Source organism: Rhodovulum viride (genome assembly GCF_003265965.1).
In the GTDB taxonomy this organism is placed as follows: domain Bacteria; phylum Pseudomonadota; class Alphaproteobacteria; order Rhodobacterales; family Rhodobacteraceae; genus Rhodovulum; species Rhodovulum kholense.
Map to the genome: position 1 here is coordinate 11,930 of NZ_MUAV01000031.1, position 21,579 is coordinate 33,508.

The 21,579-nt window shown below is 60.7% G+C and carries 21 protein-coding genes, 1 tRNA gene and 1 pseudogene; 9 read left to right on the forward strand and 14 right to left on the reverse strand.

Annotated features, from left to right (window positions below; translation table 11 throughout):
* Nucleotides 1–2: 2 nt before the first annotated feature.
* On the reverse strand, nt 3–467 hold the full coding sequence (locus BYZ73_RS23900) for a primase-like DNA-binding domain-containing protein (protein WP_245943229.1): 465 nt from the start codon (nt 465–467) through the stop codon (nt 3–5).
* Between BYZ73_RS23900 and BYZ73_RS23905 the strand changes: the two genes are divergently transcribed.
* Genes BYZ73_RS23905 through BYZ73_RS18685 form a run of 5 tightly spaced genes read left to right on the forward strand, consistent with a single transcriptional unit; the run spans nt 466 to nt 3,394 of the window.
* Nucleotides 466–1,005 carry a hypothetical protein gene (locus BYZ73_RS23905; protein WP_245943230.1) on the forward strand — a complete coding sequence of 180 codons (540 nt, stop codon included), beginning with the start codon at nt 466–468 and terminating at the stop codon, nt 1,003–1,005. The genes BYZ73_RS23900 and BYZ73_RS23905 overlap by 2 nt on opposite strands.
* Nucleotides 1,005–1,283, forward strand: a complete 279-nt coding sequence (locus tag BYZ73_RS18675; protein WP_112317234.1) for a hypothetical protein — start codon at nt 1,005–1,007, stop codon at nt 1,281–1,283. The genes BYZ73_RS23905 and BYZ73_RS18675 overlap by 1 nt, the downstream gene beginning before the upstream one ends.
* Complete coding sequence (locus BYZ73_RS23910; protein WP_245943231.1) at nt 1,276–1,482, forward strand: hypothetical protein; 207 nt, start codon at nt 1,276–1,278, stop codon at nt 1,480–1,482. The genes BYZ73_RS18675 and BYZ73_RS23910 overlap by 8 nt, the downstream gene beginning before the upstream one ends.
* The gene (locus tag BYZ73_RS18680; RefSeq protein WP_281269503.1) at nt 1,479–2,555 is read left to right on the forward strand and encodes a phage portal protein; all 1,077 of its coding nucleotides are present in this window, start codon (nt 1,479–1,481) and stop codon (nt 2,553–2,555) included. Before BYZ73_RS23910 ends, BYZ73_RS18680 begins: the two co-directional genes overlap by 4 nt.
* Nucleotides 2,552–3,394, forward strand: a complete 843-nt coding sequence (locus tag BYZ73_RS18685; RefSeq protein WP_112317236.1) for a head maturation protease, ClpP-related — start codon at nt 2,552–2,554, stop codon at nt 3,392–3,394. Before BYZ73_RS18680 ends, BYZ73_RS18685 begins: the two co-directional genes overlap by 4 nt.
* 434 nt (nt 3,395–3,828) lie before the next feature.
* Here BYZ73_RS18685 and BYZ73_RS18690 read toward each other — a convergent pair.
* A pseudogene (locus tag BYZ73_RS18690) lies at nt 3,829–4,491 on the reverse strand (phage tail tube protein); the annotation flags it as partial.
* A complete protein-coding gene (locus BYZ73_RS18695; protein ID WP_425451100.1) occupies nt 4,452–5,093 on the reverse strand; it encodes a hypothetical protein in 642 nt (213 codons plus the stop codon). The pseudogene BYZ73_RS18690 and the gene BYZ73_RS18695, both read right to left, overlap by 40 nt.
* 405 nt (nt 5,094–5,498) lie before the next feature.
* Between BYZ73_RS18695 and BYZ73_RS22460 the strand changes: the two genes are divergently transcribed.
* Nucleotides 5,499–5,747, forward strand: coding sequence for a hypothetical protein (locus tag BYZ73_RS22460; protein WP_146746326.1), 249 nt, complete (start codon nt 5,499–5,501; stop codon nt 5,745–5,747).
* Between the two features lie 75 nt (nt 5,748–5,822).
* On the opposite strand, the gene BYZ73_RS18705 is transcribed toward BYZ73_RS22460, so the two are convergent.
* The 4 genes from BYZ73_RS18705 to BYZ73_RS22465 form a co-directional block, all read right to left on the reverse strand.
* Nucleotides 5,823–7,217: a hypothetical protein gene (locus tag BYZ73_RS18705; protein WP_112317237.1), complete on the reverse strand. Its 1,395-nt coding sequence runs from the start codon at nt 7,215–7,217 to the stop codon at nt 5,823–5,825.
* A 1,099-nt stretch (nt 7,218–8,316) separates the two neighbouring features.
* Complete coding sequence (locus tag BYZ73_RS18710) at nt 8,317–9,069, reverse strand: SDR family oxidoreductase (protein WP_112317238.1); 753 nt, start codon at nt 9,067–9,069, stop codon at nt 8,317–8,319.
* A 375-nt stretch (nt 9,070–9,444) separates the two neighbouring features.
* Nucleotides 9,445–10,152, reverse strand: a complete 708-nt coding sequence (locus tag BYZ73_RS18715; RefSeq protein WP_108028932.1) for a DNA helicase — start codon at nt 10,150–10,152, stop codon at nt 9,445–9,447.
* A gap of 602 nt (nt 10,153–10,754) precedes the next feature.
* Nucleotides 10,755–11,396: a VPLPA-CTERM sorting domain-containing protein gene (locus tag BYZ73_RS22465; protein ID WP_146746327.1), complete on the reverse strand. Its 642-nt coding sequence runs from the start codon at nt 11,394–11,396 to the stop codon at nt 10,755–10,757.
* Nucleotides 11,397–12,009: 613 nt separating this feature from the next.
* Between BYZ73_RS22465 and BYZ73_RS18720 the strand changes: the two genes are divergently transcribed.
* Complete coding sequence (locus tag BYZ73_RS18720; RefSeq protein WP_112317246.1) at nt 12,010–12,546, forward strand: hypothetical protein; 537 nt, start codon at nt 12,010–12,012, stop codon at nt 12,544–12,546.
* A 781-nt stretch (nt 12,547–13,327) separates the two neighbouring features.
* Here BYZ73_RS18720 and BYZ73_RS18725 read toward each other — a convergent pair.
* The 3 genes from BYZ73_RS18725 to BYZ73_RS18735 form a co-directional block, all read right to left on the reverse strand.
* The gene (locus BYZ73_RS18725; protein WP_112317239.1) at nt 13,328–16,075 is read right to left on the reverse strand and encodes a restriction endonuclease; all 2,748 of its coding nucleotides are present in this window, start codon (nt 16,073–16,075) and stop codon (nt 13,328–13,330) included.
* A 777-nt stretch (nt 16,076–16,852) separates the two neighbouring features.
* Entirely contained in the window at nt 16,853–17,662 is an 810-nt protein-coding gene (locus BYZ73_RS18730) for a tyrosine-type recombinase/integrase (protein ID WP_112317240.1), read from the reverse strand.
* Nucleotides 17,663–17,817: 155 nt separating this feature from the next.
* Nucleotides 17,818–17,892: transfer RNA gene (locus BYZ73_RS18735), tRNA-Phe, on the reverse strand.
* 246 nt (nt 17,893–18,138) lie between these two features.
* Between BYZ73_RS18735 and BYZ73_RS22860 the strand changes: the two genes are divergently transcribed.
* Nucleotides 18,139–18,279, forward strand: a complete 141-nt coding sequence (locus BYZ73_RS22860) for a hypothetical protein (RefSeq protein ID WP_181498105.1) — start codon at nt 18,139–18,141, stop codon at nt 18,277–18,279.
* Between the two features lie 9 nt (nt 18,280–18,288).
* Entirely contained in the window at nt 18,289–18,549 is a 261-nt protein-coding gene (locus BYZ73_RS18740) for a hypothetical protein (protein WP_112317241.1), read from the forward strand.
* 590 nt (nt 18,550–19,139) lie between these two features.
* On the opposite strand, the gene BYZ73_RS18745 is transcribed toward BYZ73_RS18740, so the two are convergent.
* The 4 genes from BYZ73_RS18745 to BYZ73_RS18760 form a co-directional block, all read right to left on the reverse strand.
* A complete protein-coding gene (locus BYZ73_RS18745; protein WP_146746328.1) occupies nt 19,140–20,135 on the reverse strand; it encodes a tyrosine-type recombinase/integrase in 996 nt (331 codons plus the stop codon).
* 195 nt (nt 20,136–20,330) lie between these two features.
* Entirely contained in the window at nt 20,331–20,747 is a 417-nt protein-coding gene (locus BYZ73_RS18750; protein WP_146746329.1) for a hypothetical protein, read from the reverse strand.
* Entirely contained in the window at nt 20,747–21,382 is a 636-nt protein-coding gene (locus tag BYZ73_RS18755) for a hypothetical protein (RefSeq protein WP_425451099.1), read from the reverse strand. Before BYZ73_RS18755 ends, BYZ73_RS18750 begins: the two co-directional genes overlap by 1 nt.
* 39 nt (nt 21,383–21,421) lie before the next feature.
* On the reverse strand, nt 21,422–21,579 hold a 158-nt coding region (locus BYZ73_RS18760), incomplete at its 5' end, for a DUF2312 domain-containing protein (protein ID WP_146746330.1).

The window sequence follows — 21,579 nt, forward strand, 5'->3', positions numbered from 1 at the left end:
AGTCAAGCGGCTGGAAGAGGAACTGGGCGGCGACCCGTTCCAGCGGAGGGCATGCGGTCCCATCGGACCGAGCTTGGCAAGGCGATGGTCCCGCTTCTGCAGTACAGCCACGATGCCGCCAAGGCCGAGGCTGAGAGACGAATACCGCGATAGCCGGTTGCCCCGCGCTTGCCGGGGATGAAGTTCTTGCCGGTCTGGGGATGGCGCCAGCGGCTGGCCTTCTGCTTGAGACGGTTCGAGACCGTGCGGCCGCCCCATCGGGTCTCGCCGCGATCTTCGAGCCAGAAGTTGAAGGCCTCGATCAGGTCGCGGGAATGGATGAAATCATCCTCGGCGCCGGTGACGATGGCACATTCGGTCAGGAAGGCGCCCACCGGATCGCTTTCCTCGCGGTATTCGGCCGTGGCCTCCAGCACCCGTTCGGGCGGGCGGAGGGGCGCGTTCCGCTCGGCCGTGACCCGCTTCATGACGGCGAACACCGCCGGATCGCCCGGCGCGGTGCAGGCGCTGATCCGGCCCGAGCTGTGGGACTTCCTGGACGGCGCGCTGATCGAGGGCACCGCCGTCTCGGAATGGGACCGACTGGCGAAGAATACCCCGGCCGGGAACATCGCCATGACCCATAACGCGCTGGCCGCGCCCTCGGGCAATCCGCTGGCGACGGCCTCGCTGCTGACCACAGCGGCGGGCGGCGTGGCCCCGATTTTCATCGGCGCATGGGGGGCTGTGGACATGATCCGCGACCCGTTCAGCGACGCGCAGTCGGGCGGGCTCCGGATCACGGCGCTGGCCACCATGGACTTGACCGTTGGTGGGGCTCGCGGGCGCCGAGACCGTCTACGAACTCTTCGACCCGGAGCACACGGCATGACACTGGCAATTCGGATCTACTGGCGCATCGCCGGACGCTTCAACCAGTTGCGCGCGGGCCGGGCCCGCGCCGCGGCCCGGGTTTTCGAGGCGCGGGCGGAAAAGTTTCTGGCCCGCTTCAAGGGGTGCGCGTGATGGCCGCGCGAAGCGACATCTCGGCCGAGTTCCAGGCGACGGCCGTGGCGATGCAGGCCCGCCAGCGCCCGGTCTCGCTCCGGGACCGCCTGAGCCTGGCGGCCGCGGGGCTCGGGTCGGGCGACGGGGAATTGCGCGCGGCCATTGTCCGGTTCCTGGCCGATCACGATGACGGCCCGGCCGCCGCCGGAGCCGCCCTGCAGGACGGGATCCTTCGGCGCTCGGAAACGCCGCCCGCGCGCCATGCTTGGCAAGAGAGGGCTGATCTCGATGGCTGAGGCACCGCTGACCCGGGCCGATCAGGTGCTGATCGCTGCCACTGCGGCGCTGGCCGTGCCGCCGGTGATGGATTGCGATGTGACCGCGCGACGGCTGGCCATGGCGCTCGACGTGGTCCCGCATATCGACCTCAACGGCCCGACCTACGGCCTCGCCTTCGAGATCGAGGCCAGCGGGTCTCGGCCACCTCGGCGCTGACGGTCTCGGCGGCCTGGGCCTGCGTGAAGGGCAATTCCGAACTGATCGGCGCGCTGCCGGTGGCGCTTTACGAACGCGGCGCCAATGGCAGCCGGGCCCGGATCGAGGCGGATCTGGCCGAGATCCTGACCCTCTCGCCCTCGGCCGGGCAGACCGCGATGGAGTTCTGGGAGGCGCAGGTCGCGCATCTGCTGCTGCAGGGCAATGCCTATTCCGAGAAGCTGACGGTCGGCGAGCGCCTCGTGGGGCTGCGCCCGCTCTTCAACGTGCTGCCGGTCCGGCGCAACGATGGCCGGTTCGACTATCGCGTGACCGAGGACGGCCGGACCCATGTGCTGCCGCCTTCCAAGGTCTTTCATGTGCGCGGTTTCGGCGGCGGCGACGGGATCGGCATGAGCGCGATCCGCTTCGGGGTGCAGAGCTTCGGCTCGGCGCTTGCGGCCGACGAGACCGCCGCGCGGGTGTTCTCGAACGCGATGATGCCCTCGGGCGTGATCGAGAGCGACCAGACCCTGACCCCCGACCAGCGCGCCCAGCTGGGCCGGATGCTCGAGGCCTATGTCTCGAGCGAGAGGGCGGGCAAGACGCTGGCGCTCGAGGCGGGGCTCAAATACCGCCAGCTGCAGATGAACCCCGAGGATGCGCAACTGCTGGAAACGCGGCGCTTCCAGGTCGAGGATGTCTGCCGCTGGTTCGGCACGCCGCCGGTGGAGATCGGGCACGCCGCCCAGGGCCAGACCATGTGGGGCACGGGCGTCGAGGCGATCATGATGGCCTGGCTTCGGACGGGCATCAATCCGCTCCTGCGCCGTCTGGAAAGCCGGATCCTGAAGGACCTGATCCCGGCCGCGAAGCGCGGGCGGTGGTTTGCGGAATGGAACCGCGAGGCGATGCTGCAGATGGACAGCAAGGCCAAGGGCGAGTTCCTCTCGAAGATGGTCGCGGGCGGGATCATGTCGAGCGACGAGGCCCGCGACAAGCTGAACCTCGCGCGGCGGGGCGGCGCGGCCGACGAGCTCCGCGCCCAGACCGCGCTGGCCCCTCTCACCGATCTTGGAAAGGACACCCCATGAGCAAGCGCAAGCTGCCGAAGGTGGCGCTTGGCGCCCGGCCGGGCGTGCAGGGCGATCTCTCGCCCCGGGCGCTGCAACGCTGGAGCCCCGATGTCCGGGCCGCCGGAACGGACGAGGCCTCGATCTCGGTTCTCGATCCCATCGGGGCCGATCCCTGGGGCGAGGGCGTGACCGTGCGCCGGATCGAGGCCGCGCTGCGCCGGATCGGCGCGCAGCCCGTCACCGTCAACATCAACAGCCCCGGCGGGGATTTCTTCGAAGGCCTCGCGATCTATAACCTGCTGCGCGAGCATGCCGCGACCGTCACCGTCAACATCCTCGGCATCGCCGCCTCGGCGGCTTCGGTCATCGCCATGGCGGGCGACGAGGTGCGGATCGCGCGGGCGGGCTTTCTGATGATCCACAATACCTGGATCATGGCCGCGGGCGACCGCCATGCACTGGCCGAGGTGGCCGAGTGGCTTGCGCCTTTTGACGCCACGGCCGTCGATATCTACGCCGCCCGGACCGGGATCGAGCGCGACGATATCGCCGCCATGCTCGACCGCGAGACCTGGATCGGCGGTCAGGCCGCCCTCGATCAGGGCTTTGCCGACAGCTTCCTGCCCGCCGATGCCGTGGGTCTGGCAGGGAATGACAAGGAAGCCGCCACGATGCGGGCAGAGCGCAAGCTCGATCTGCTCTGCGCCCGTGCCGGTCTTCCCAACGCCGCATCGCGCGCCCTCAAGCGCGATCTCAAGGGGGGCATGCCGGGCAGACGCGGGCGATCCTGCTGGGCGAAGAGTCCCCGAAAATCGAGTTCAGAAAGGCGGTCGGCGAGCTGGTCGACTGCGTCATGAAGATGGGAGCGAAGTACCGATTAAGACCATCTTGGCAAATCTGGGCCTTGCCGCGCTGTTCGGCGCGCTTTTGGGCATGGCGGCGATGCTGATCGCCAACGGACCGGGGGTCTGGTGATGGGCATCCTGCAATAGGAAATCACAGAGTCCTGCTGCCGAGCTCAGGCCCCGTTCTCCGGATTCCTCAGCGTCGAGCGGTGGCACATGGGCTCTCCTTGGCATTCCTACCCCTCTCAGCGGGAAGACGCCACGGACCGCGCCGCCCGGCGCGCGGATCGGATACGGGCGAAACTGGGCTGGAAGCCCAGCATCCTGAATGGCCCCGGTTGGATGAAGCCCAAAGGAATGCACTGGACGACATTTCAGCGTCTTCGCTGGCAGCACGGCCTGTTCGCCTCGAAGCCAATCGCCGGAATGAGGCGGGATCTGGATCGAAGGCAGACGGCGTGCACGGTGAAGGTGAATCTTTCGCCCGAGGGCAGGACGTAGGCGAATTCCATCTCGCAGGCCTCGCCGTTGATCGCCTGCGTCACCAGCGTCTGATCTGCGAACCGCACCTCGATCCGGCCGGTCAGCGCCGCGATAGACGGGTCAGCGCCGTCGATGCGCCCGTCCGAGCGGATGGTCTCGATCCGGTCGAGGTTGTTGGCATAGGGGATCTCGGCGGAGACCACGTTGCCGAGGGCGGTGCCATTGCGCGTGATCGCCCCGTTAAAATGCCCGAAGCGCTTCCGTTCCGGCGCAGCGGGTGTCCCGGCGCTCGTGGTCGTGCCGACCGTCTTGCCCTGCGCCATCAGCCGTGCCGCGGCGGTCAGGAGCCCCGAGCGCTGCATCTGCCAGGTGATCTGGTCGAGCACGCAGCCAGAATACATCGCGTGGCGCGGCACCTCCGGCATGCCGGTCTCGATCGACATGCTGGGCAGCGTCCAGGACCCGGACTGGAACTCGTGGGTGTAGGGCGCTTCCGCACCCGTGGTCGTGGGCGAACCGAACGCGGCCTTCAGCCAGAAGCCGAAGGCCTCTGCGTCGAGCGGCACGACGACATCGCCATCGACCGTCACCGCGTCCTTGATCGGCGCCAATGGATCGCGGCCATATGGGTGCCGCGCTGGAACCCGATGCCGATGCAGTTCACCACGGCCGAGAGGGTCAGGGTCGTGGCCAGCGCTGTTGTCGAACCATAGAGGCCGAAGAAGCCTGTGCCGGTCGCCTGCTGCGTCACCAGCGAGAGCCGATTCACATAGGTGAAGCCGCCCAGCCCATCGGCATTGCCGCGCCAGCAGACCCAGCCGGCCGAACGCTCCTCTGCCGCCGCATCGGCGGTGGCGGCGCTGGTCACGCGCCAGCGGCGCATCGATGTCGAGAGGTTCGTGGTGGCGAGCGTCGGCGTCGACACGGTGCCGACGGCGGTGCGCGGCATGCTGTTGGTGTTGACGGTCGTGCCGGTGGACGGCGCCCATGTCGCGATCCGGTTCACCCCGAAATGCGGCTGCAGCGGGAAGAAGCGGCCGGAGGGGCGCTGGACGTCGAGCCATCCGGCCCCGGCGCGGTCCCGCGCGTGGAGGGCGAGCTTGCCGCTCGGCGGCGGCGTGGGCACGGCATCAAGCGCCGGGAGCATGATGGGTTTGGGCATCTCGACCCGGCCGCTGGTCCGGTCGATCCGGAGCGCCTCGTAGAAGGCCGAGGCCCCGAGGCTCACAACGTCAGAAGCGCCCGTCGCGCCGCCGCTGAGCTAGATCGTCGCTAGAGTGAGGGCCCGCCGCAACATCGAGCATCCGTCGCTGGGCTTCATGGGTTTTCTCCATGGTCTCGAGTTCTTCTGCCAGACGGCCGGCGCGCGCGCTGGAGTGGCACAGAGCCAGCAGGAACGGGAGGATTGCAAGGGCGTTGACGCCGTACGAAACGGCGGGGGATCTAGTCACGCTAGCCTCAGAATGCCGTCCCTTCTGACAAGGAAGGGGCAGCACGGTTGGCTCAGCAAAAATGTGGGAGGAGGAGCATCTGCGAATGCAAGCGGAGACGGTCATCGCCGAATGGCCGAGACCTTTTCCGGTCAGGGAAGGAACGGCTCTGAAGCCTGTATTCTGGCGCGAAGTCTGGTGGCATGGAAGTCAGCCTTGGTTTGTTGGAGGCTGCTTCTGTCAGTCTTTCGCAGACCCTTGGCAGCGGCGACCACAAGCCATGGACGAGGATTCCCTTTGCCCAATTGAACAAGGACGTCCATGACGGGATCATCTTTCCAAGCCGTCTCAAGGTCCATCCCGGAGCAGACCAACAATTCAGCGAAGTGCTGAACGGCAGGAGCCCCGAGGTGGCCTTGATGTCAGGTGGTGAAGACACTTCCAGTTCTTAAGGGATGTGCCGCCAACCCCCTTATTTTACTGGACTTGCCGGAGAGGTTTCCAAGTTTTCCGGGAAAGCGGGTCACTCATCGGCCCGGCTTCGACCCCTGTTGGCTGGCGATCTTGTTCCGCACCGATTGCGGAACGTCACCCTCCCAGAGCCAGCTCAGGAAGAGTTCGCGCATCCTTCTGTTCGGGATGTAGGCGGTGATCGGCTCCCCATCCCGTATCCGTGTCCGCCAGATCACCTGGATCAACTCGATCAGGGCATAGTCGTCGGGGTCGATGGCGTCCTTGCCTCCGACCCAGCGATGGACCAAGGGGGTCGGGTACTGGTCATAGAGGTAGATCACGTGCGAGGCATGGCGGTACGCATTGGTGCCTTGGGTCTTGTTGGGTATCGACCGGGCACGGTCCTTGCCGGTCCCACGCGGGGCCAGACGTGATCCATCGGCATAGGGTCCGGGTCTAAACGGTGTCGTCTCGGTCCCGTCCGGGCCTTTCCCGGGTTCCCGTCCTTTCTCGAACCACTTGTCCTTGGGGCAGACCACGAGGATATCCGGCAAGGCCACACTGGCGAGAGGACCACGGCGGAGGGATGCCAGTGCCTTGGCGATTTCCGTATCCAGCGTGACGGATGTCGCCGGTGTCATCATCTGCTTCGAGTAGGACATGCAGTCCGACAGCCGCACCGGCTTGCCCTTGACCCTGACCGTCCTGCGGTCCAGCGCGGGGATGCGCTGAACGTCGATCAGGTGCCGCACCTCCCGGACAAACCCGCGTTCGACCTCGGGTCCGTCGGAGTCATGCACGGGGTTCAACCCGAGCCGGTCGAGATGGGCGAACATCAGAGACCCTTCCGCCTTGAAGGTGAAGACGGTCAGCGACTGCCCCGCCCTCCGGAGGATCTCGGGGATCACGCTGATATGGGTGCCCTCCCCGACGTTGAACAGCCGCCCGGATCGAGCCGCCCGATACGCCTTGGCGGAAAGCGTTCCACTTACCTCCTCGGCATTGTCTTCCCAGAGGGACGTCGCGATGACCTGCCCGGTTGCCGGATCGACCCTGGCGTAGCCCGTCTTGAGGTAGAAGTCCCTCCACTCGATTTCGGTGCAGCGGAAGCTGGAATCGCCAACCGAGACCACTTCGTCGATCAGGATGTGATAGGCGTCCAGCAGCCCTTCCCCTGCCACGTCCGCGAGGTGATCGAACATGGCATGGGTGGTCACGACGTTCTTTTGGGCCCGGAGAAGCTGGACGAGGTGGTCCTTCTTCGTCGCGATGTCCGGTTCGTCCTCAACGATCTCGGGCTGCATGACGGGGACTCGCGCATCCCGGACGATCCGGTCGCATTCGGTCAGCAGCGGCGTGACGATGAGGTACTGTTTCGCTTCTTCTAGGTCAGCGATCATCCGGGTCGTCTTCCCGAACCTGCAGGGGCGGTCGATGATCGTGACAGGGCGCGGTTGCGCCTCGCTCATGCGAGCGTCTGCCTCCCGGCTTTCACGCGGGGATGGCTTCGGGTCCGCTTGCAGCCAGCGGAGGGCGTTCGGTCTGATATGGTCACGTACAGGTAGTCCTTTGGTGTGGAACATGGCTTGGTGGAAAAGGTGTTGAGCCCCGGAACATGAGGTCAGGCGGCAGGGATTGATGGCCGCCATGCGATCACCCCGCAGATCCGGCAGCCCCGCAGAAGCGGGACGGCCGGAGCCTTGGGTGCGATCCATGTTCCAGAGGATTGCCCGGGAGAATGACCCGGAGAAAACCGCAGCGCTGGAGGCAGGGCCACGGCGGCTTTCTTCGGCTCACTCAGGGGCCGGATGCGTTGCCCATCTCCGGGGAACCCGGGAGGGATGGACAAAGCAGAGGAGAACGGGAGGACGAGCGCAGCAGTTCGATACGAGGTGACCTGTGGCCCCGATCGGCATCAGATCCGTACAGTGTGCGGCGGTGGTGTTCATCCTTAGGTGTGGGGAAATGGAGAAGTACCAAGCACTTCCGCACATGCCACCCGCATACTGGCGGCTAACCCACTGTAATCAATAGGATTGATTCGAGCGGATGTACTCTGACCACGGCCGAAGCATGCGAAGGTCGCGGTCATGCTCGTCCATAGGTATGGGTTTATTGCGGTGCCTGCTTCGCCGTCGCCCAGGGCGTGTCCCCGGTTGACCCCGTGTGTAGCCGCAGGGTTCGTCATCGGGTGGCCACTGGTACGCCGAGGGGCACGGGGGGGATGGGCGGGTGCGCCCTACCGTATAAAGCGCCGCGGATTTTTCGCGAAAAACCCGAGGATACTCAGGCCGCCCCAACGGTGATCCCAGAGCAGCCCGGCAGCCTTAGGCAGGGAAGAAGCCCGGCCTCACGGACAGCCTGATCGAACGCCCAGCGGGGCCGCAGGAGAACCCCAGGACTTGGTTCTGCCGATAGCCGCCGTTAAGCATCCAAGCCTCTGCCGCCTGCGGCACCACGAAAGCGGCCGTTAGTGCCCGCTGCAGCACGCTCTGGAGCCGCCATGGTCCGGAGAGCGGGACGAAGCGGACGCGGGCCCTTGACTGGCCATTGTCCGCTTCGCGCGCCTTAGAGTTTGTTGATCGAGTTTCCGCCATCCGCGATCATTGCGGTCCCGGTCACGAAAGACGCATGATCGGACAGAAGGAAGAGAGCGGCCCGCGCGATCTCGGACGGATCGGCCATGCGCTTCAGCGCGTGGAAACCCCGCACGATCTCATGATAACCGGCATCCTCACCAGCCATCGGCGTCATGGTGCCTCCAGGCAGGAGCGCGTTCACGCGGATGTTCTCGGGCCCATGTTCCGCCGCCAAAACCTGCGTCATGCCGATCAGGCCCGCCTTTGCCGCGGCATAGGCGCCCATGCCAAGCAGCCCGATCGTGTGCCCGACAAAAGAGGACGTGAAGACAATTGAGCCGCCGCCGCGTTTGCGCATCGCCGGTATCTGATGCTTTGCCGCATAGAATCCGCTGTTGAGATTCACTGACATCACCCTGTGCCAGTTCCTCTCCTCCATGCAGGGGATCGGCCCAATGTCCCCTGTGGTGCCTGCATTGTTGAAGGCGCCATCAAGACCACCGAAGCGCTCTTCCGCGCGTTTCACCAGTGCTTCTGCATACCCGTTTTCTTCAACGTCTCCGGCGATGAAATCCGCCTCGCCACCGTCAGCCGAAATCTCGTTGACGGTTCTCTCAAGCAGATCAACTCGGCGCGCACCGAGGACAAGTCTTGCACCCTCCGCCGCGAAGAGCTTTGCAGCCGAGGCACCGATGCCGCTGCTTGCGCCGGTAATGATGATTGTCTTGCCTTCCAGAAGCATTTCAGTCTCCGTCTGATGCTGTGTCGGAAACTGCTTAGGCAATGGCAGGCTGCTCGATCGACCCGGTTCATGCGCAAATGCCCCTCGTTCGAGCGACGAGATCAGCCATTCGCTTATGGTGCGGCATTTGGGAGTTCGGGCTCGGAGCGGACCTGCGGCGGTGCGGCATGGCGCCGGAGCGCCTCGGAGCGCCCGCTCTGGCGCTCGCTGCCGATTGCCGACGTTCGACACCTCAAGCCTGCGCCGCCTGCGGATCACGGAAGCAGCCGTTCATCGCGGTTGCAGCACGCGCAGGAGCCGCAAAGGTCCGGAGAGCGGGACAAAGCAGCCGGTCGCGGTTCGCCAGTGCGGTGGCAAGCGCACTGGCGAATGTAGTCAGATCAGGCTTTGAACACGAACCTCGCCCGCGTTCAAGAAGCAGGCTTTTGAGAAGGCCCCCGGTGGAATAGGGTTCGGAAGGCGGAGGTCGGAAAGACCAGGCACCGAAGCTGCCTCTGGCTCGTAGGAGCGGTCAATCTGCGAAATTACAGCTAGAATGACGCCAGTTTCGCGAGCGAACGTTTTCAACACGTCCACTTGCTCTGAAAGCGGCGGCGTTGACCTCCGCTGGTCAAGAATCTGCAGGTAGTCAATCACTGCTACCGTTCCCTCTGGAGAACCTGCCAGATGGTCAGTGATGTAGTCGGCACAGATGTCATCCGTGGTAATGATTTCTGGCGTGGTCTTCGGCAACGGGTCCGCAAGAGCACGAAGGCGCTCCATTGCCTCGCGTTCCGTATACTCAAGCGAAAACAATAGGCTACGACGTCCTTCAAGCGCTGCGTCAAGCAGAAGCCTCAGCCCGAGACGTGTCTTTCCATGTCCGGGCCGTGCTGCGATCAAGAGCATGTCGCCATTCGAAAGCCGGGGGAGCAATGCGCCGACATCGGCATTTTTCGAGCCATGCGCGGCCAGCAGGCTCCATGCTGCGAACCCTTCATTCGCGGCGATACGGTCCTGCGCTTGATGAAGCGGGATTTTCTGATCTCGCGCCAACAGCTTGGCGCGGCGTTTCAATTGATAGATCGGTGCGGATAGCCGCATCACGGAACCTCCATTCCGAGCCGGAAACGCAACCCCTCCTTATGCGAACGCTCGAACAGATGGTTCGATGATCTCTGTCACCCCGTATGTGCGATACTTCCCCATTTGGAGGGAGGAGGCGCGGGTCAAGCCTGACACTCAAGCTACTCCAGCTTCGTAAGTCGCACAAGACAACGGAGCGCAAAGGGCTCGGAGCGGACCTGCGGCGGCGCAGCATGGCGCCGGAGCGCCTGGCTCAACCGACTCGGGCGCTCCCTGCCGATAGCGGCCGTTCGACGCCCCGAGCCCGAACCGCCTGTGGCTCACGAAAGCGGCCGTTCATCCGCGCTGCAGCATGCCCTGGAGCCGACAAGGTCCGGAGGGGCGGACCTAACGGACATACGATGAAGGGAAGGTCTCGGCAGAGTACGCAAATGGCGTGCTACCAGCGGTGTCAGAAACGCACGAGTTTCCGACACAATCATTCTTGGGCCACGCTGTACCGCACCTCCGCAGTCCATACTAAATGGTTGTGGAAACGAAATGGCAACCCACTGAGGGGCGCGTTGCAATCACCGCCCAAGCAAGATCAGGAAGAGCTTAGGCCTTGATCGCTGAAAGCTTCAGAAGGCTTTTCGCTTTCGCCCCGCAAAAAGTCGCATTCCGAGCAGTCCGGATAGCATCAGAGGCAGTCCAGCAGGGAGTGGCACAGGAGCGACGCCCGCCTCCGCAGTGAGATTGATGCGAACGAATGAAGAAGTATCAAAGTATAAGCTTTCGACGTTTGCAAAAAGTTTGTTCCCAGAGAATGTAATGTCTTCGGGCGCAAGGCCGAGGGTCGTAACAGTCGTGTCAATCTCTGCCGATGTTATGAGCGGGGCAACTGTGTCTGCGAAAGTGAAGACGTAAGTATTTTGAAAGGCGGGAGCAAATTGGTTAAAGGGAGCTGTATTGTCGAAGTCTATTGTTATAAAGTCGGCGCCCGCATCAATTGCCACTGGCACCGTCGTGATTGGACGAGGGAAGCCGGGAACGCTTGTATTGGTGATGCCGAAATCGTTAACATTCGGATACTCGACAGCCGTCTCGCTCACAATTGCGCTGACGGTAGCGGTGAATGTAGACGTTGGGCTAGTCGGCGTGGCTTGAAGGATGACGTCCAGTTTCAATTCAGTGCCGACGAGAGAAATGGTCGCAGAAAACGCGCTTGAAGAAGCGAATGCCACCGCTGATAAAGTTAGTCCGGCCAACAATTTATTTCTCATTATATATTCCCCCGAAGAGTGGAGCAAAAATCCTGATTCGGCGCGTTCCGTTACGAATGATAACTGCAATCTGCAAAAATATCGAGATCGAAGTTGACGCTACGGAACTTTCGGCTGCCTGCCTTCCGGTTCTGAACGAGACCGATGGATGACACACGGGGACTAGAGACCCACTCCGGCCTGCGACGCTAGGGACCAAGAACTTGGCCATTGACACGTGCAGGCCACAGATCGCCGAGAATCTGCAGCGATAAACTAAAACCCAAACTGGTGGCATATAGCCAAGGTTCGTGGCCTTAGCCTTGCCCCTAAACTCCGTCAGAACCTCAGTGTTTCAGGACACTTTCCGGCCCAGCCTGGCGCTTGAGCGCCTGGCGCCACCCACTTGGGCGCTCTCTGCCGATTGCGGCCGTTCGACGCCCCATCCTGTCGATGCTTGACGAATCGCCGAAGCGGACATCCGCTTGGCCCATGGAACAGTTCCCAACCAGCGACGCAGAGCGGCCCAATGTTGCCTTTGGCTTCCGCCCCCCGTTTCGGCAACGCAGCTATCCATTGCAGACATTCAGCTAGCTAATATAGCGTAGCGCCGAAGGTGATGGAGACGGACCAGTTGAAAAACTACCTGATTGTTGGGTTGCTGATTATTATTGCTTCTTTGGTCATCGGCGTTGAGCCAGTGCAGCGAGCAATAAACGAAGCAACGCGAAAAGGCACGTTAAGCGGCATCGAAAATTGCATGAGCTATTCAAGCAGTGATCTTCTTTCTGAGCACGCCGTTAGAGCAACATGCGTCAAGATCTTTCAGACGCACCTATACCACAATGACTATGCGACTGGCCGTGCTGGACTACGAATGAACCAACAAACCGTTGGCTGGGGGGGGACCCTCGAGAACAAGACAGCTGACCACGTAACCACCTGGGTAAAAATTTCGGTCGGTATTTTCGATGAGGAAGGTAACAAACAAGAGCATTTCGCTGAAACGCCGATATGGATCGATCCGTTGGACGAAGCGGAATTCAGAGTTGATCTGCCAGATGTTAAACACGAGCAATTTGAGAGCTTTGAGTTTTGTGAGCATGACGACCCAGCACCTAAGGCGTGTGTTACTTGGGGCGTCATCGAAATTATGGGCGTCACGATCTGAGCCCGATACAACTGCCAAAGGCTCGCGTTGCGTTTTAGCTCTTGCCGACTACCGTGCCGATCCGGCAAAGACCCTAACATTCATCTGGCGAGCCTCTTGGACGGCCCACAGCCGACCTTCGCACCGCCGACGATGAGCATTTTCGAAGAGCACTAAGCAGACATCACCGCCGAGCCAATTAGCGCAAGGGGGTGTGGCTTTGTGGTTGCGGTGAGATTATTAAGGCATTGATCTATATATCACTATTGAACTAGCGTGTCGCAAGGCGACGATAGGGGGGCTAATGTTCAAGTCGATGTTTTTGTGCGGGTTTCTAGCCGCATCTCCTTTGGCGGCAAATGCGTACGAAACCTTAGAAGTCTGTGCTACTTATTCCAACACGGGATCCAGCTACAAAGTCCGAGCTAACACCATGAATGGGAGTGAGCTGAATGAACTTACGGGGAGCTATAACTACACAAGCTACTCTAAGTATGCTGTAATATTTTGGGCGGACGATCAGGCATCTGTAATAGAGTTCCCGAGTTATTGCTCTTTCAGCTCCTTCGGGTGCGATGGAACAGACCAAAGAGGATATCCATGGTCAATTAAGAGGGGGTGGAGCTTCTGCTATTAATGAAGATCGCGAACCTCGATAAGGATTGCCGCTTTCCCTCATATGACCTAGCGAGCCAGCATCGGCCCAAAGGCGGCATTCAACGCACAATTTTTGTAGCATCTTCTGGCACAGGCTTAGCGTGGCCAAGGGCGGCCCACAGCTATTGCAACCATTTTTTTCAAATCACCTCGACGGCTCCGAGCGCTTTTTTCTTCCTGGCGGCTCCGGAATTTGATCCTGTTCACTCCCGGCCACAATCCAACTTGCCCATTGCCTGATTGCGTTTCCCGTCCGCGCCTTGGTGGCGTCAGTCCAATTCAAATCAAACTCATTGGAGACAAAAGCCCCCAGCTCCAAGCCGGAAATATCCCCCCTCTTCCGCAATGCTTCTATGGACTTGACTATCGCAACTTCATTCTTCGCAGAACTCCAAACCGCCTCCCGAAATCCGCCAAATTTCTTCAGGGCTTCAGCGTTAATTTTCGCGTCAGCACCTTCCACCTCAACGAGGTTGAACCTCTTCAACACATAAATCGAGTTCCGGTACCCGGCTTTATTGGCGTTGTCGACGTTTGTGTCCTTGCTAAGCAACTCCAACGAATCACAGACACTTGCTGGGGATGCCATAGCAGAAAACACTTCACTTGTCCTTGAATGCCTCGAAACTTTTGAGACGACACTCCCCGAATCTTGAACGGTATATCTCGTGCCCGAACGAGCCAAGAATCCCACCTGAACAAGCATGTTAGAGAATCGGTTCGTGTAGATTTCCCAAGTCTTATCCGTAAATTTCTCGCCCGGAAGGCAAGCCTTGAGTGCGTTAGTGATTTCAGATTTAGAAACCGTTTGCCCCGCATGGTTCCGGTACAACTCGATCTTAAGAGAATGTTTGTCGACCTTGGTTCTGATTCTCGACAGGACACCTCTAAAGGCACCATCGGCCATGTCTCGATGAAGCCTGAATGAGGTCCCTTGCCTTTCAGCCACCCCGAACAGCACCAGGTCCGCACCGATATTCCAAACAGTCCGTGCTTTCAGGTTTGTTTTCGCCGCAATATTTACGGAGGATTGAAAACTTGTCCGACTGAGGACCTCGCCAACATTCAGCATGGCGTTAATGTCTGAAGAGGGGATATAGTTGAATGGAACAACAGGAACATTTCCAGACAGCAGATAGTCTCGGAAGATATCCCAGTATACGTTCAAGCGATCACCACTCCGAACAATCAATCTCTTGGCTACAAGATTATTTACTGTCGCTACGCCGGAAGTTTCGATTATTTCGCTCCAATCTGCCGGTGCCTTTTCCGCTATCAGCTTCAGGCTTGAAATTTCTCCAGCATTGAGTATTTGGAGGTCACTTTCGAACAGTTTCCTAACATCCAACTCCAGCAGGGTTGAGTTTTGCCCGTTTTTCTGACTTTGATTATTGTGAAGGTGTATGCATAGCTTCTTGAGAAGCCAAGGGAAGCCTTGGCAGGAATGAGAAATTTGATGCCTGACTTCTGCGGTCAACTTAAAATTGGCTTGTTTCTCAAATGCAGTAATCGCCTTGGCTATTTCGCCTTTATTGAAACTACTTAGTCTGAACTCCCTCCTGTGATCAGACAGCTCATGCCAGATATGATAGGCGGGATGGTCTTGTTGCGTCGTGCTATCGGTCTTCCACGCAAATCCCAATCCAAGGGCGCCCTTGAAGGAGGCCACATCTATCATCAAGTCCTTCGCGGCGGTGAACACGCTGAACAATTCTGGCTTCGAGTAAAGCTCCTCGAATTGGTCGAAAATCAGGCAAACAAACCTTCCTTCCCGCCTTACGCTTTCTAAGTACTCCGATACACTTGAGGAAGATAATGGCGTGCTGGGATTGGTCAGCTGAACTTTTATCTTCTCTCCAAAGCCCGCCTTTTGCGCCTGCTCTAGGCATTTAATCAAAGAGGCAGAAATGTAGGCTGGGCTTCGAGCGCCTCTCATGTCTATCGCGAAAGTAAATAGTTTATTCTTGTAATGCTTATTCTTGGTTCTGTCTCGAACTTTAGCAACTAGTGAGCTCTTCCCTAATCCAGAGTTCCCCGTTATGGCGAATATCCTAGTGGAGTCTGTTGTCGTGCGAGCGTTCTCTAAGAAACTCAGGATGTTCTTTTGTGTATCATCTCGACCAATGAAGTCTTGTGGCCTGGCAGGGCGATAATCGTTCCATGAATCGCCAGTTTGAACCTCAACCACATTTGGTGGCGTACTTTCAGCTGCGCTCTTAGTCTCAATCGGAACGTCCATGCCAACCGTAACATCGTAGTCGCATAGAACGCTCTCCAATGTGGCTATGTTGTTGAGGGTGTCGATATCTGAAACCCTCTTACCTGACTGCGCGCTGAAAAAGACAACCCCATGAGGTGCGCCTCCTAGCAGTGTGTAGGCTGCCCAAAACCGTCCAAACGGAGAGAGTACTAGCGTCCACTCCCCAACGGCTTCCCTTGATCCCATGAAATCTGTTGCTGTTTCGATGGGTGGCTCACATATAACAGATGCCTTTCTGAGTGCGTTGACGATAAGATCTGGAGTGTAAAAGCTTAGCCGAGAAGCTTTCTCGGCGGGTTTGCTTTTCCACATTTCAGCGAACCCCTTGGCTTCCTTTCCAAATTCAGCGGTGGATATGAGCCATCCTTCAGCGTAGTCATATGCATCAACCGTCCCATTCAGTTGACGAAGTATCGGGGCGCCGATATTTCCAGCTTGCGCCTTGCACTCCACGTAAATTTCTTTCCCGCTAACCTCGTGTTTGCAAATAAGATCAAGCTCGGCTCCGGTAACGCGTTTTTGGTTAATGACTTTGTAGCTTTGAGCGGAGAGAAGATCGGTTGCTAAACTCTCCAGCAGGTCGCCCTTCGCCTTGGTGCTGTCGTCTGCTCTGCAAGCAACTTCGATCTTCATGCTTCGCCTCGGTAATCTATTTCGGCCACTTGCCGAAATTCCTGAACGCGTCTCTAACAATGACCACAGCCACCCGGGAATTACCATGGGTCAGATCACGCGCCACAATGTATGCGTCGGTGCCCCCTGCAGCGAATGACGGGTTTCCGCCCATACTTCCGAGGTCCAACCGACTCGGCGTCGAGGCGCGATGAAGGTCCGGTTCGGGGAAGCGCGGCCGATGCCTGGGAACGAGGCCGAATGTCCGCTCCCCGCCCGAACCTCCGAGATCCGGCCGACTCGGCGTTGAGGCGCGGCGAAGGTCCGGTTCGGGGAAGCTCGGTCGTTGTCTCGAAATGGGGCCGAACGGCTGCTTCCCGCCCAGACTTCCGAGATCCGGCCGACTCGGGGTCGAGGCGCGGCGAAGGTCCGGTTCGGGGAATTTCGGCCGATGTCTGGGAGCGGGGCCGAACGTCAGTTCCCCGTCCAGACTTCCGAGGTCCGGCCGACTCGGTGTCGAAGCGCGGTGAAGGTCCGGTTCGGAGAAGCTCGGCCAATGCCCAGGAACGGTCGCGAACGGCCGCTCCCCGCCCACACTCACGGTCACCGCCAAGCGGCCCGGAGATGCTCTGCGTTCCGCCTCAGGGTGCTACGAAACAGCCGCTGCGCCCAGCGCCAACGGTGAATAGCCGCACGGAAATGCCCCCGTCCGATCGGTGGCCTTCATCGGTAGCGGAAGGGCCCCCGAGTATGAGTCGAGGCCCCTCCTGTTGTCTCTCGCGGGATGCCAAGGCAGCCTCAGGTCCGCAGCCGCCCCGCCAGAGATCCGCCCTGTTCAACAAAGAGCGCCTCGAAGGTGGCCTTTAGGATCTCGCTGAGGTCCGCCCGACGGGCATAGACCGACACGCCGATATCGCCCTTGTTCGAATGGCCCACGGCCAGATTCCGCGCGTAGGTGTCCACCCCGGCATTCACCAGAGCCGACACCCCGGCGCGGCGGAACGAGTGCATGTCCCAGTCGCTTGCCGGCCCGTCGAGGGACTTCCTCGCAGCCTCAAGCGCCTTCCCGAGGTAGTGGCTGGGCCGCTTGTCATATCCCCCCAAGGTGATCCGGGGAAACAGCATACCCGCGTCGTCAGGCGAGGCCGGTTCGCTGATCCTTGCCCGGCTCATGGCCTCGCGGAGCAGCTTGCAGTCGCCCGGCCCGACCACAAAGACCTTCCGGTTTCCGGCCTCGGTCTTGGCATGGGTGATCGTCAGGACCATGTGGTCGCCCCGGTCCTCGATATCGTCCAGCCTGAGCGCCGCGATCGCGTTCAGGCGGCAAGCGGTGACCCAGAGCGGTCGGACGGTCACGAACATCTCCATCCGGTATTTCAGCCGGGCATGCCCGACGATGTACCTCAGGAGCGCCTCGGCCTCGTCACGTGTCACCGGGCGCAGGTGCTTGGCCCTCGGGTCCGCCTTCTTCTTCTGCCCCGCCACACGCCGCATGAGCGACGAGAAGGGATCGGGCAGGTCGGGATCGACAAGACCCCAGTAGTCGAGGACGCGCCAGTAGGAGGCGAGGCAGAGCTGGTGTGGCTGATCCGAACGCGTGGAAAGCAACTGCCCCGTCCTCTCCGACCGCGTGGTCTTGAGGTGAAGCGTACGGCGTAGCTCTGACCACGCCGGAAGATGTTTTTGGGTAACGGATATGTACGGGCCAAAGGCTCTCTCCTGCGTCACATCGCAGCGAAAAACCTATTGAAAAAAATGGCCTATGGTGCCCGGGGGCGGAATCGAACCACCGACACGAGGATTTTCAATCCACTGCTCTACCCCTGAGCTACCCGGGCGAGGGCGAAGCGACAGTGCTTCGGGTGGCAGGTGTTTAGGCGAGAGCGGCAGGGGTGTCCAGAGGATCCGGTGCGTTTCCGAAGGATTTTTGTCGCACATCGCCGTCCTGCGCGCGCAAGCCGTCCTGACCGGGGTCGCAGGTGCTGCCCGAGCCCTTGAGGCCACCGGCTCAAGTCGCGCAGAACTCCCGGAGGCGCAGAGATCGGCCGCTGGTCAAGGCGCCAGGTGCCAAGGCTGGCGTTGCCATGGAGGAGATCGCCGAATACCTGAGGCACGCCAAGCCCAAGGAACTGATCCACGCCATCGCCGAGGACATTCTCGACCGCTTTGCCGAGGCGTCTCTGATCGACCGCTACGCGGCGTATGAGTGGCTCATGTCCTACTGAGCCGAGACCATGCAGGACGATGTCTTCGGCATCGCCCATGACGTTTGGGAAGCGGCCAAGGAACTGCGCGAGGCGCGTAAGGAGACCGACGACAAGGGCAAGGTCAAATGGCTGGAAGAGGCTGACCTGACCGCGAACAAGGTGCGCCTTGTCGCCGATGTCATCTCGCCCCGGCTGATCGTCGCGCGCTTCTTCCCTGAATTGCAGCGGGCCGTCGATGATGCGCAGGCCAAGGCCGAGGATCAACGGTCGCGGCTTCAAACCTTTTGAGTGGAACACCACAGGCTTGCCCATCATCCGCATTCAAAACCTGAACGGGTCGGATGATTTCAACTCTTACTCGGGGCGGTTTGACCCGAAAATCAAAGTCGATCCGGGCCAACTTCTCTTCGCATGGTCAGGAAGCAGTGAAACGTCGTTCGGGCCGCACATCTGGAACGGACCTAAGGATCTTCTGACCCGCCACTTTCTTACCAGGCATTCATGGGCATCCAGCTCGGCGGCGATATCTCCAGGTGACATGCCATCTTCCCAAAGGCGCCTGGTCGCTTCGCGTTTGAGTCGTTCGGCCAAATCCTTTTGCCCGACGGGGAGATCCGGATCTTGCCCCCCAGACTTAACGTTCCGCCATAGTCGCCTCCGATCCTCGTTCGGAGGCAGATTAGCTGACGAGAAGGGGGCAGTTTTAGAGGGCAATCAGGGGGGGGGGGCAGTTGCAGCGCTTAGAAATGATCCAACGAACCAAAATGAAATTCTCACGAGGTCGTGCAAGTGATTGATTTTATGGTGCTGCTGGACAGGATTGAACTGTCGACCTCTCCCTTACCAAGGTGGTATCCGGCAACCTCAATTATTTGATTTTATTGCACTTTCCCCTGCGTTGCGCCCTTTCTTGTCAGTTTCTTGCCAGTTGCCTCTTTCGAAAAATGGTCCGCGGCCTTCTCGCTGCTGCCCTTTGGATGCTGGTAGACATCCGTCACCATGCGTGTCGTTGCCCATCCTCCGGCCTCTGCGATAGCCTTGTCCGAAAACCCGGCTTCGTGCAGTTCCGTTGCGAAGCTGTGGCGCCCTGGTTGATGGGTTCCGAGGTATTCGACGTCGGCCTTTCCGCAGGCGCGCCGAAGCGTATTGTAGACGCTGCTCCGGCCGATGTAGCCGAAGAGCCGTCCATGGCGGGGCTCGATGCTATCGAGCATATCGGCCAGTTCATCCGTAATCTTGACCGTGATTGGCCGACCAGTTTTCGTCTTCGCAACCTCAATTATAGTGCCGTCGCGCGCCTCCGGCGGAAGCTCGATCGCGTCTCCCACTCTGCGGCCTGTCTGGTGCAGGTAAAGCATGAGCGCAAACAGACGATCTGGCAGATGAGGGCGTAGAAGTTCGAGGTATTCGCGCCCCACGGCCTTGCGTCTTGGCTTTTCGACGGGGAAGCTGCGAACCCGTACGGCGCCGCACCAGCCCTGCTCATGTCCGAAATTCATTACTGCTCGAGCTGGGGTGATCCCCTGCCGGTTCAGAGTTGCATTGCTCGCTCTTGGGTAGGCCCGGCGAGCCGCGTCCCTGATGGCTTTCGGCGTGATGTCGCGAAGCTTTATCGTGCCAAGCTGCTCCGTCATCTTAACGATAAACCTCACCTCGCCACCGTCCTCGGCATATGCGAGGGCACACTCAGCAAATGTCACGACTTCTTGTGGTCCGTAAAGGTTCGCTTTCCAGAGGTCGGCTTCTATCTGTGCGCGGATTTCTTCCGCTCGGCGAGGATCCTGAGTCTTGAGAGCGCGTCGGATTCGCTTGCCATCGGGACCTGTGCCGTGAAGCCGCGCCCAACCGTTGACCCACTTGACCTTGAGGCGCACTCGTTCATCTCCTGGCGCAGTTGAGCAATGTGCTCGGGATAGAAGACTTTTTTTCGTCCCCGCAATTCATAGGCGCTTGACCCCCTGAGGGCGTCTGTCAGCGTCCTTTTCGAAATTCCAAGGGCGCGGGCCGCCCCTGCCATGTCCAATGGCTCTACGGCCCAGGATGGGGGGTGACGAGAATTGGCGACTGTCTCAGCCATCGGCACGGCCCTCCTGCCTGCGGCCTGCAACCAGCGCCCGGGCCTCGATGATCCAGTCCTCGGCCTCGCTCTCACGCGACTCTTGGAAATCGCGAGTGACGCCGCCTTCCGGGCCTTCGCCAACCGGTGTCCCGTCGTCGTCCGGTTCATTCCAGAGCGGGGCCGCCGCAATCCGGCGCAGAAAGCCCTCTGCAGCTTCGGCGCGGGCTCTTGCGGCTGACAGCATCTCCCGGAAATACCGCTCCTGGCTGCTCGTAATGTCGCCGTCCACATAGCGGTGAAACGCGCAATCGCGATCTCCTTCCCATCGCGGAACGGTGGCGTGTTCGGAAAAGACATGCCGACCATCGGCGTCATGCTCCCCGCATTCGGCCGCCCAGATCTCTCTGGGCCATTCAATATCGGGCATCACGCAGCCTCCCTCATTGCGTGCCCGCCCCACTGATCGGCGCAGGCCTGGGCCACGCCCTCGAAGGTGCGGGATCTGATCTTCCAGCGGTCCGGGCCGGGCGGCTGGCGATGCACAGCGTTCCAGCGTTTCCATTCTTCGGACCCGCGCTCGGGCTCCGGCATCCGGTTCGTTTCGGTCAGCGGCGGCAGGCCGCGGAGATAGAAGCCGGTCGCCTTGTAGGCGGGCTCACCGAACCAGAACGGCTGGACCATCTGGGGCTTGGGCAGATCGGCCGGCATCCGGTCGCGAGCCAGATCGTTCATTTCGGGGTTCTCGATCGCGACACGCTCGACGGGGGCCTGCCAACAGGCCGTGAACAGCGCCACGCCCTCCTCGAACTCGGCCCGCATGTCGGGCCAGCTGCGGCCTTTCGGCAATTGCTTCGGCGGAGTCCACTTGCCGGGGCCACTCATCCAACGGCGTCCCGACCGGCACAGCCGGGTGCAGGGCGGGTGCATGACGGCGAGCAGGTCCCAGCCGAGGTGAAGCACCTCGCGGATGTCGCAGATCATGTGCCGGTTTGTGGCGTCCTCTGCTGGCAGCAGGTCGCAGGACCAGACGTCGTGGCCCCGCGCGGCGAAGGCGCGGCGCATGACGCCCGAAGTTTCGCAGCCGATCAGGACGCGCATCGCTCAGCCCATCCCCAGCGCGTCTTTGTACATCTCGAGGATGGCTTCCTCTTCGGCGATGTCGTCCCTGTCGCGCTTGCGCAGCGAAATCACCTTGCGCATCACTTTGGTGTCGTAGCCGCGGGCCTTGGCCTCGGCCATCACCTCCTTCTGCTGGTCCG

Coding starts and splice junctions, on each gene's coding strand:
- BYZ73_RS23905 (WP_245943230.1), top strand. CDS start 466: ATGACGGCGAACACCGCCGGATCGCCCGGCGCGGTGCAGGCGCTGATC.
- BYZ73_RS23900 (WP_245943229.1), bottom strand. CDS start 467: ATGAAGCGGGTCACGGCCGAGCGGAACGCGCCCCTCCGCCCGCCCGAA.
- BYZ73_RS18675 (WP_112317234.1), top strand. CDS start 1,005: ATGGCCGCGCGAAGCGACATCTCGGCCGAGTTCCAGGCGACGGCCGTG.
- BYZ73_RS23910 (WP_245943231.1), top strand. CDS start 1,276: ATGGCTGAGGCACCGCTGACCCGGGCCGATCAGGTGCTGATCGCTGCC.
- BYZ73_RS18685 (WP_112317236.1), top strand. CDS start 2,552: ATGAGCAAGCGCAAGCTGCCGAAGGTGGCGCTTGGCGCCCGGCCGGGC.
- BYZ73_RS22460 (WP_146746326.1), top strand. CDS start 5,499: ATGGAAGTCAGCCTTGGTTTGTTGGAGGCTGCTTCTGTCAGTCTTTCG.
- BYZ73_RS18705 (WP_112317237.1), bottom strand. CDS start 7,217: ATGAGCGAGGCGCAACCGCGCCCTGTCACGATCATCGACCGCCCCTGC.
- BYZ73_RS18710 (WP_112317238.1), bottom strand. CDS start 9,069: ATGCTTCTGGAAGGCAAGACAATCATCATTACCGGCGCAAGCAGCGGC.
- BYZ73_RS18715 (WP_108028932.1), bottom strand. CDS start 10,152: ATGCGGCTATCCGCACCGATCTATCAATTGAAACGCCGCGCCAAGCTG.
- BYZ73_RS22465 (WP_146746327.1), bottom strand. CDS start 11,396: ATGAGAAATAAATTGTTGGCCGGACTAACTTTATCAGCGGTGGCATTC.
- BYZ73_RS18725 (WP_112317239.1), bottom strand. CDS start 16,075: ATGAAGATCGAAGTTGCTTGCAGAGCAGACGACAGCACCAAGGCGAAG.
- BYZ73_RS22860 (WP_181498105.1), top strand. CDS start 18,139: ATGGAGGAGATCGCCGAATACCTGAGGCACGCCAAGCCCAAGGAACTG.
- BYZ73_RS18740 (WP_112317241.1), top strand. CDS start 18,289: ATGCAGGACGATGTCTTCGGCATCGCCCATGACGTTTGGGAAGCGGCC.
- BYZ73_RS18750 (WP_146746329.1), bottom strand. CDS start 20,747: ATGCCCGATATTGAATGGCCCAGAGAGATCTGGGCGGCCGAATGCGGG.
- BYZ73_RS18755 (WP_425451099.1), bottom strand. CDS start 21,382: ATGCGCCGCGCCTTCGCCGCGCGGGGCCACGACGTCTGGTCCTGCGAC.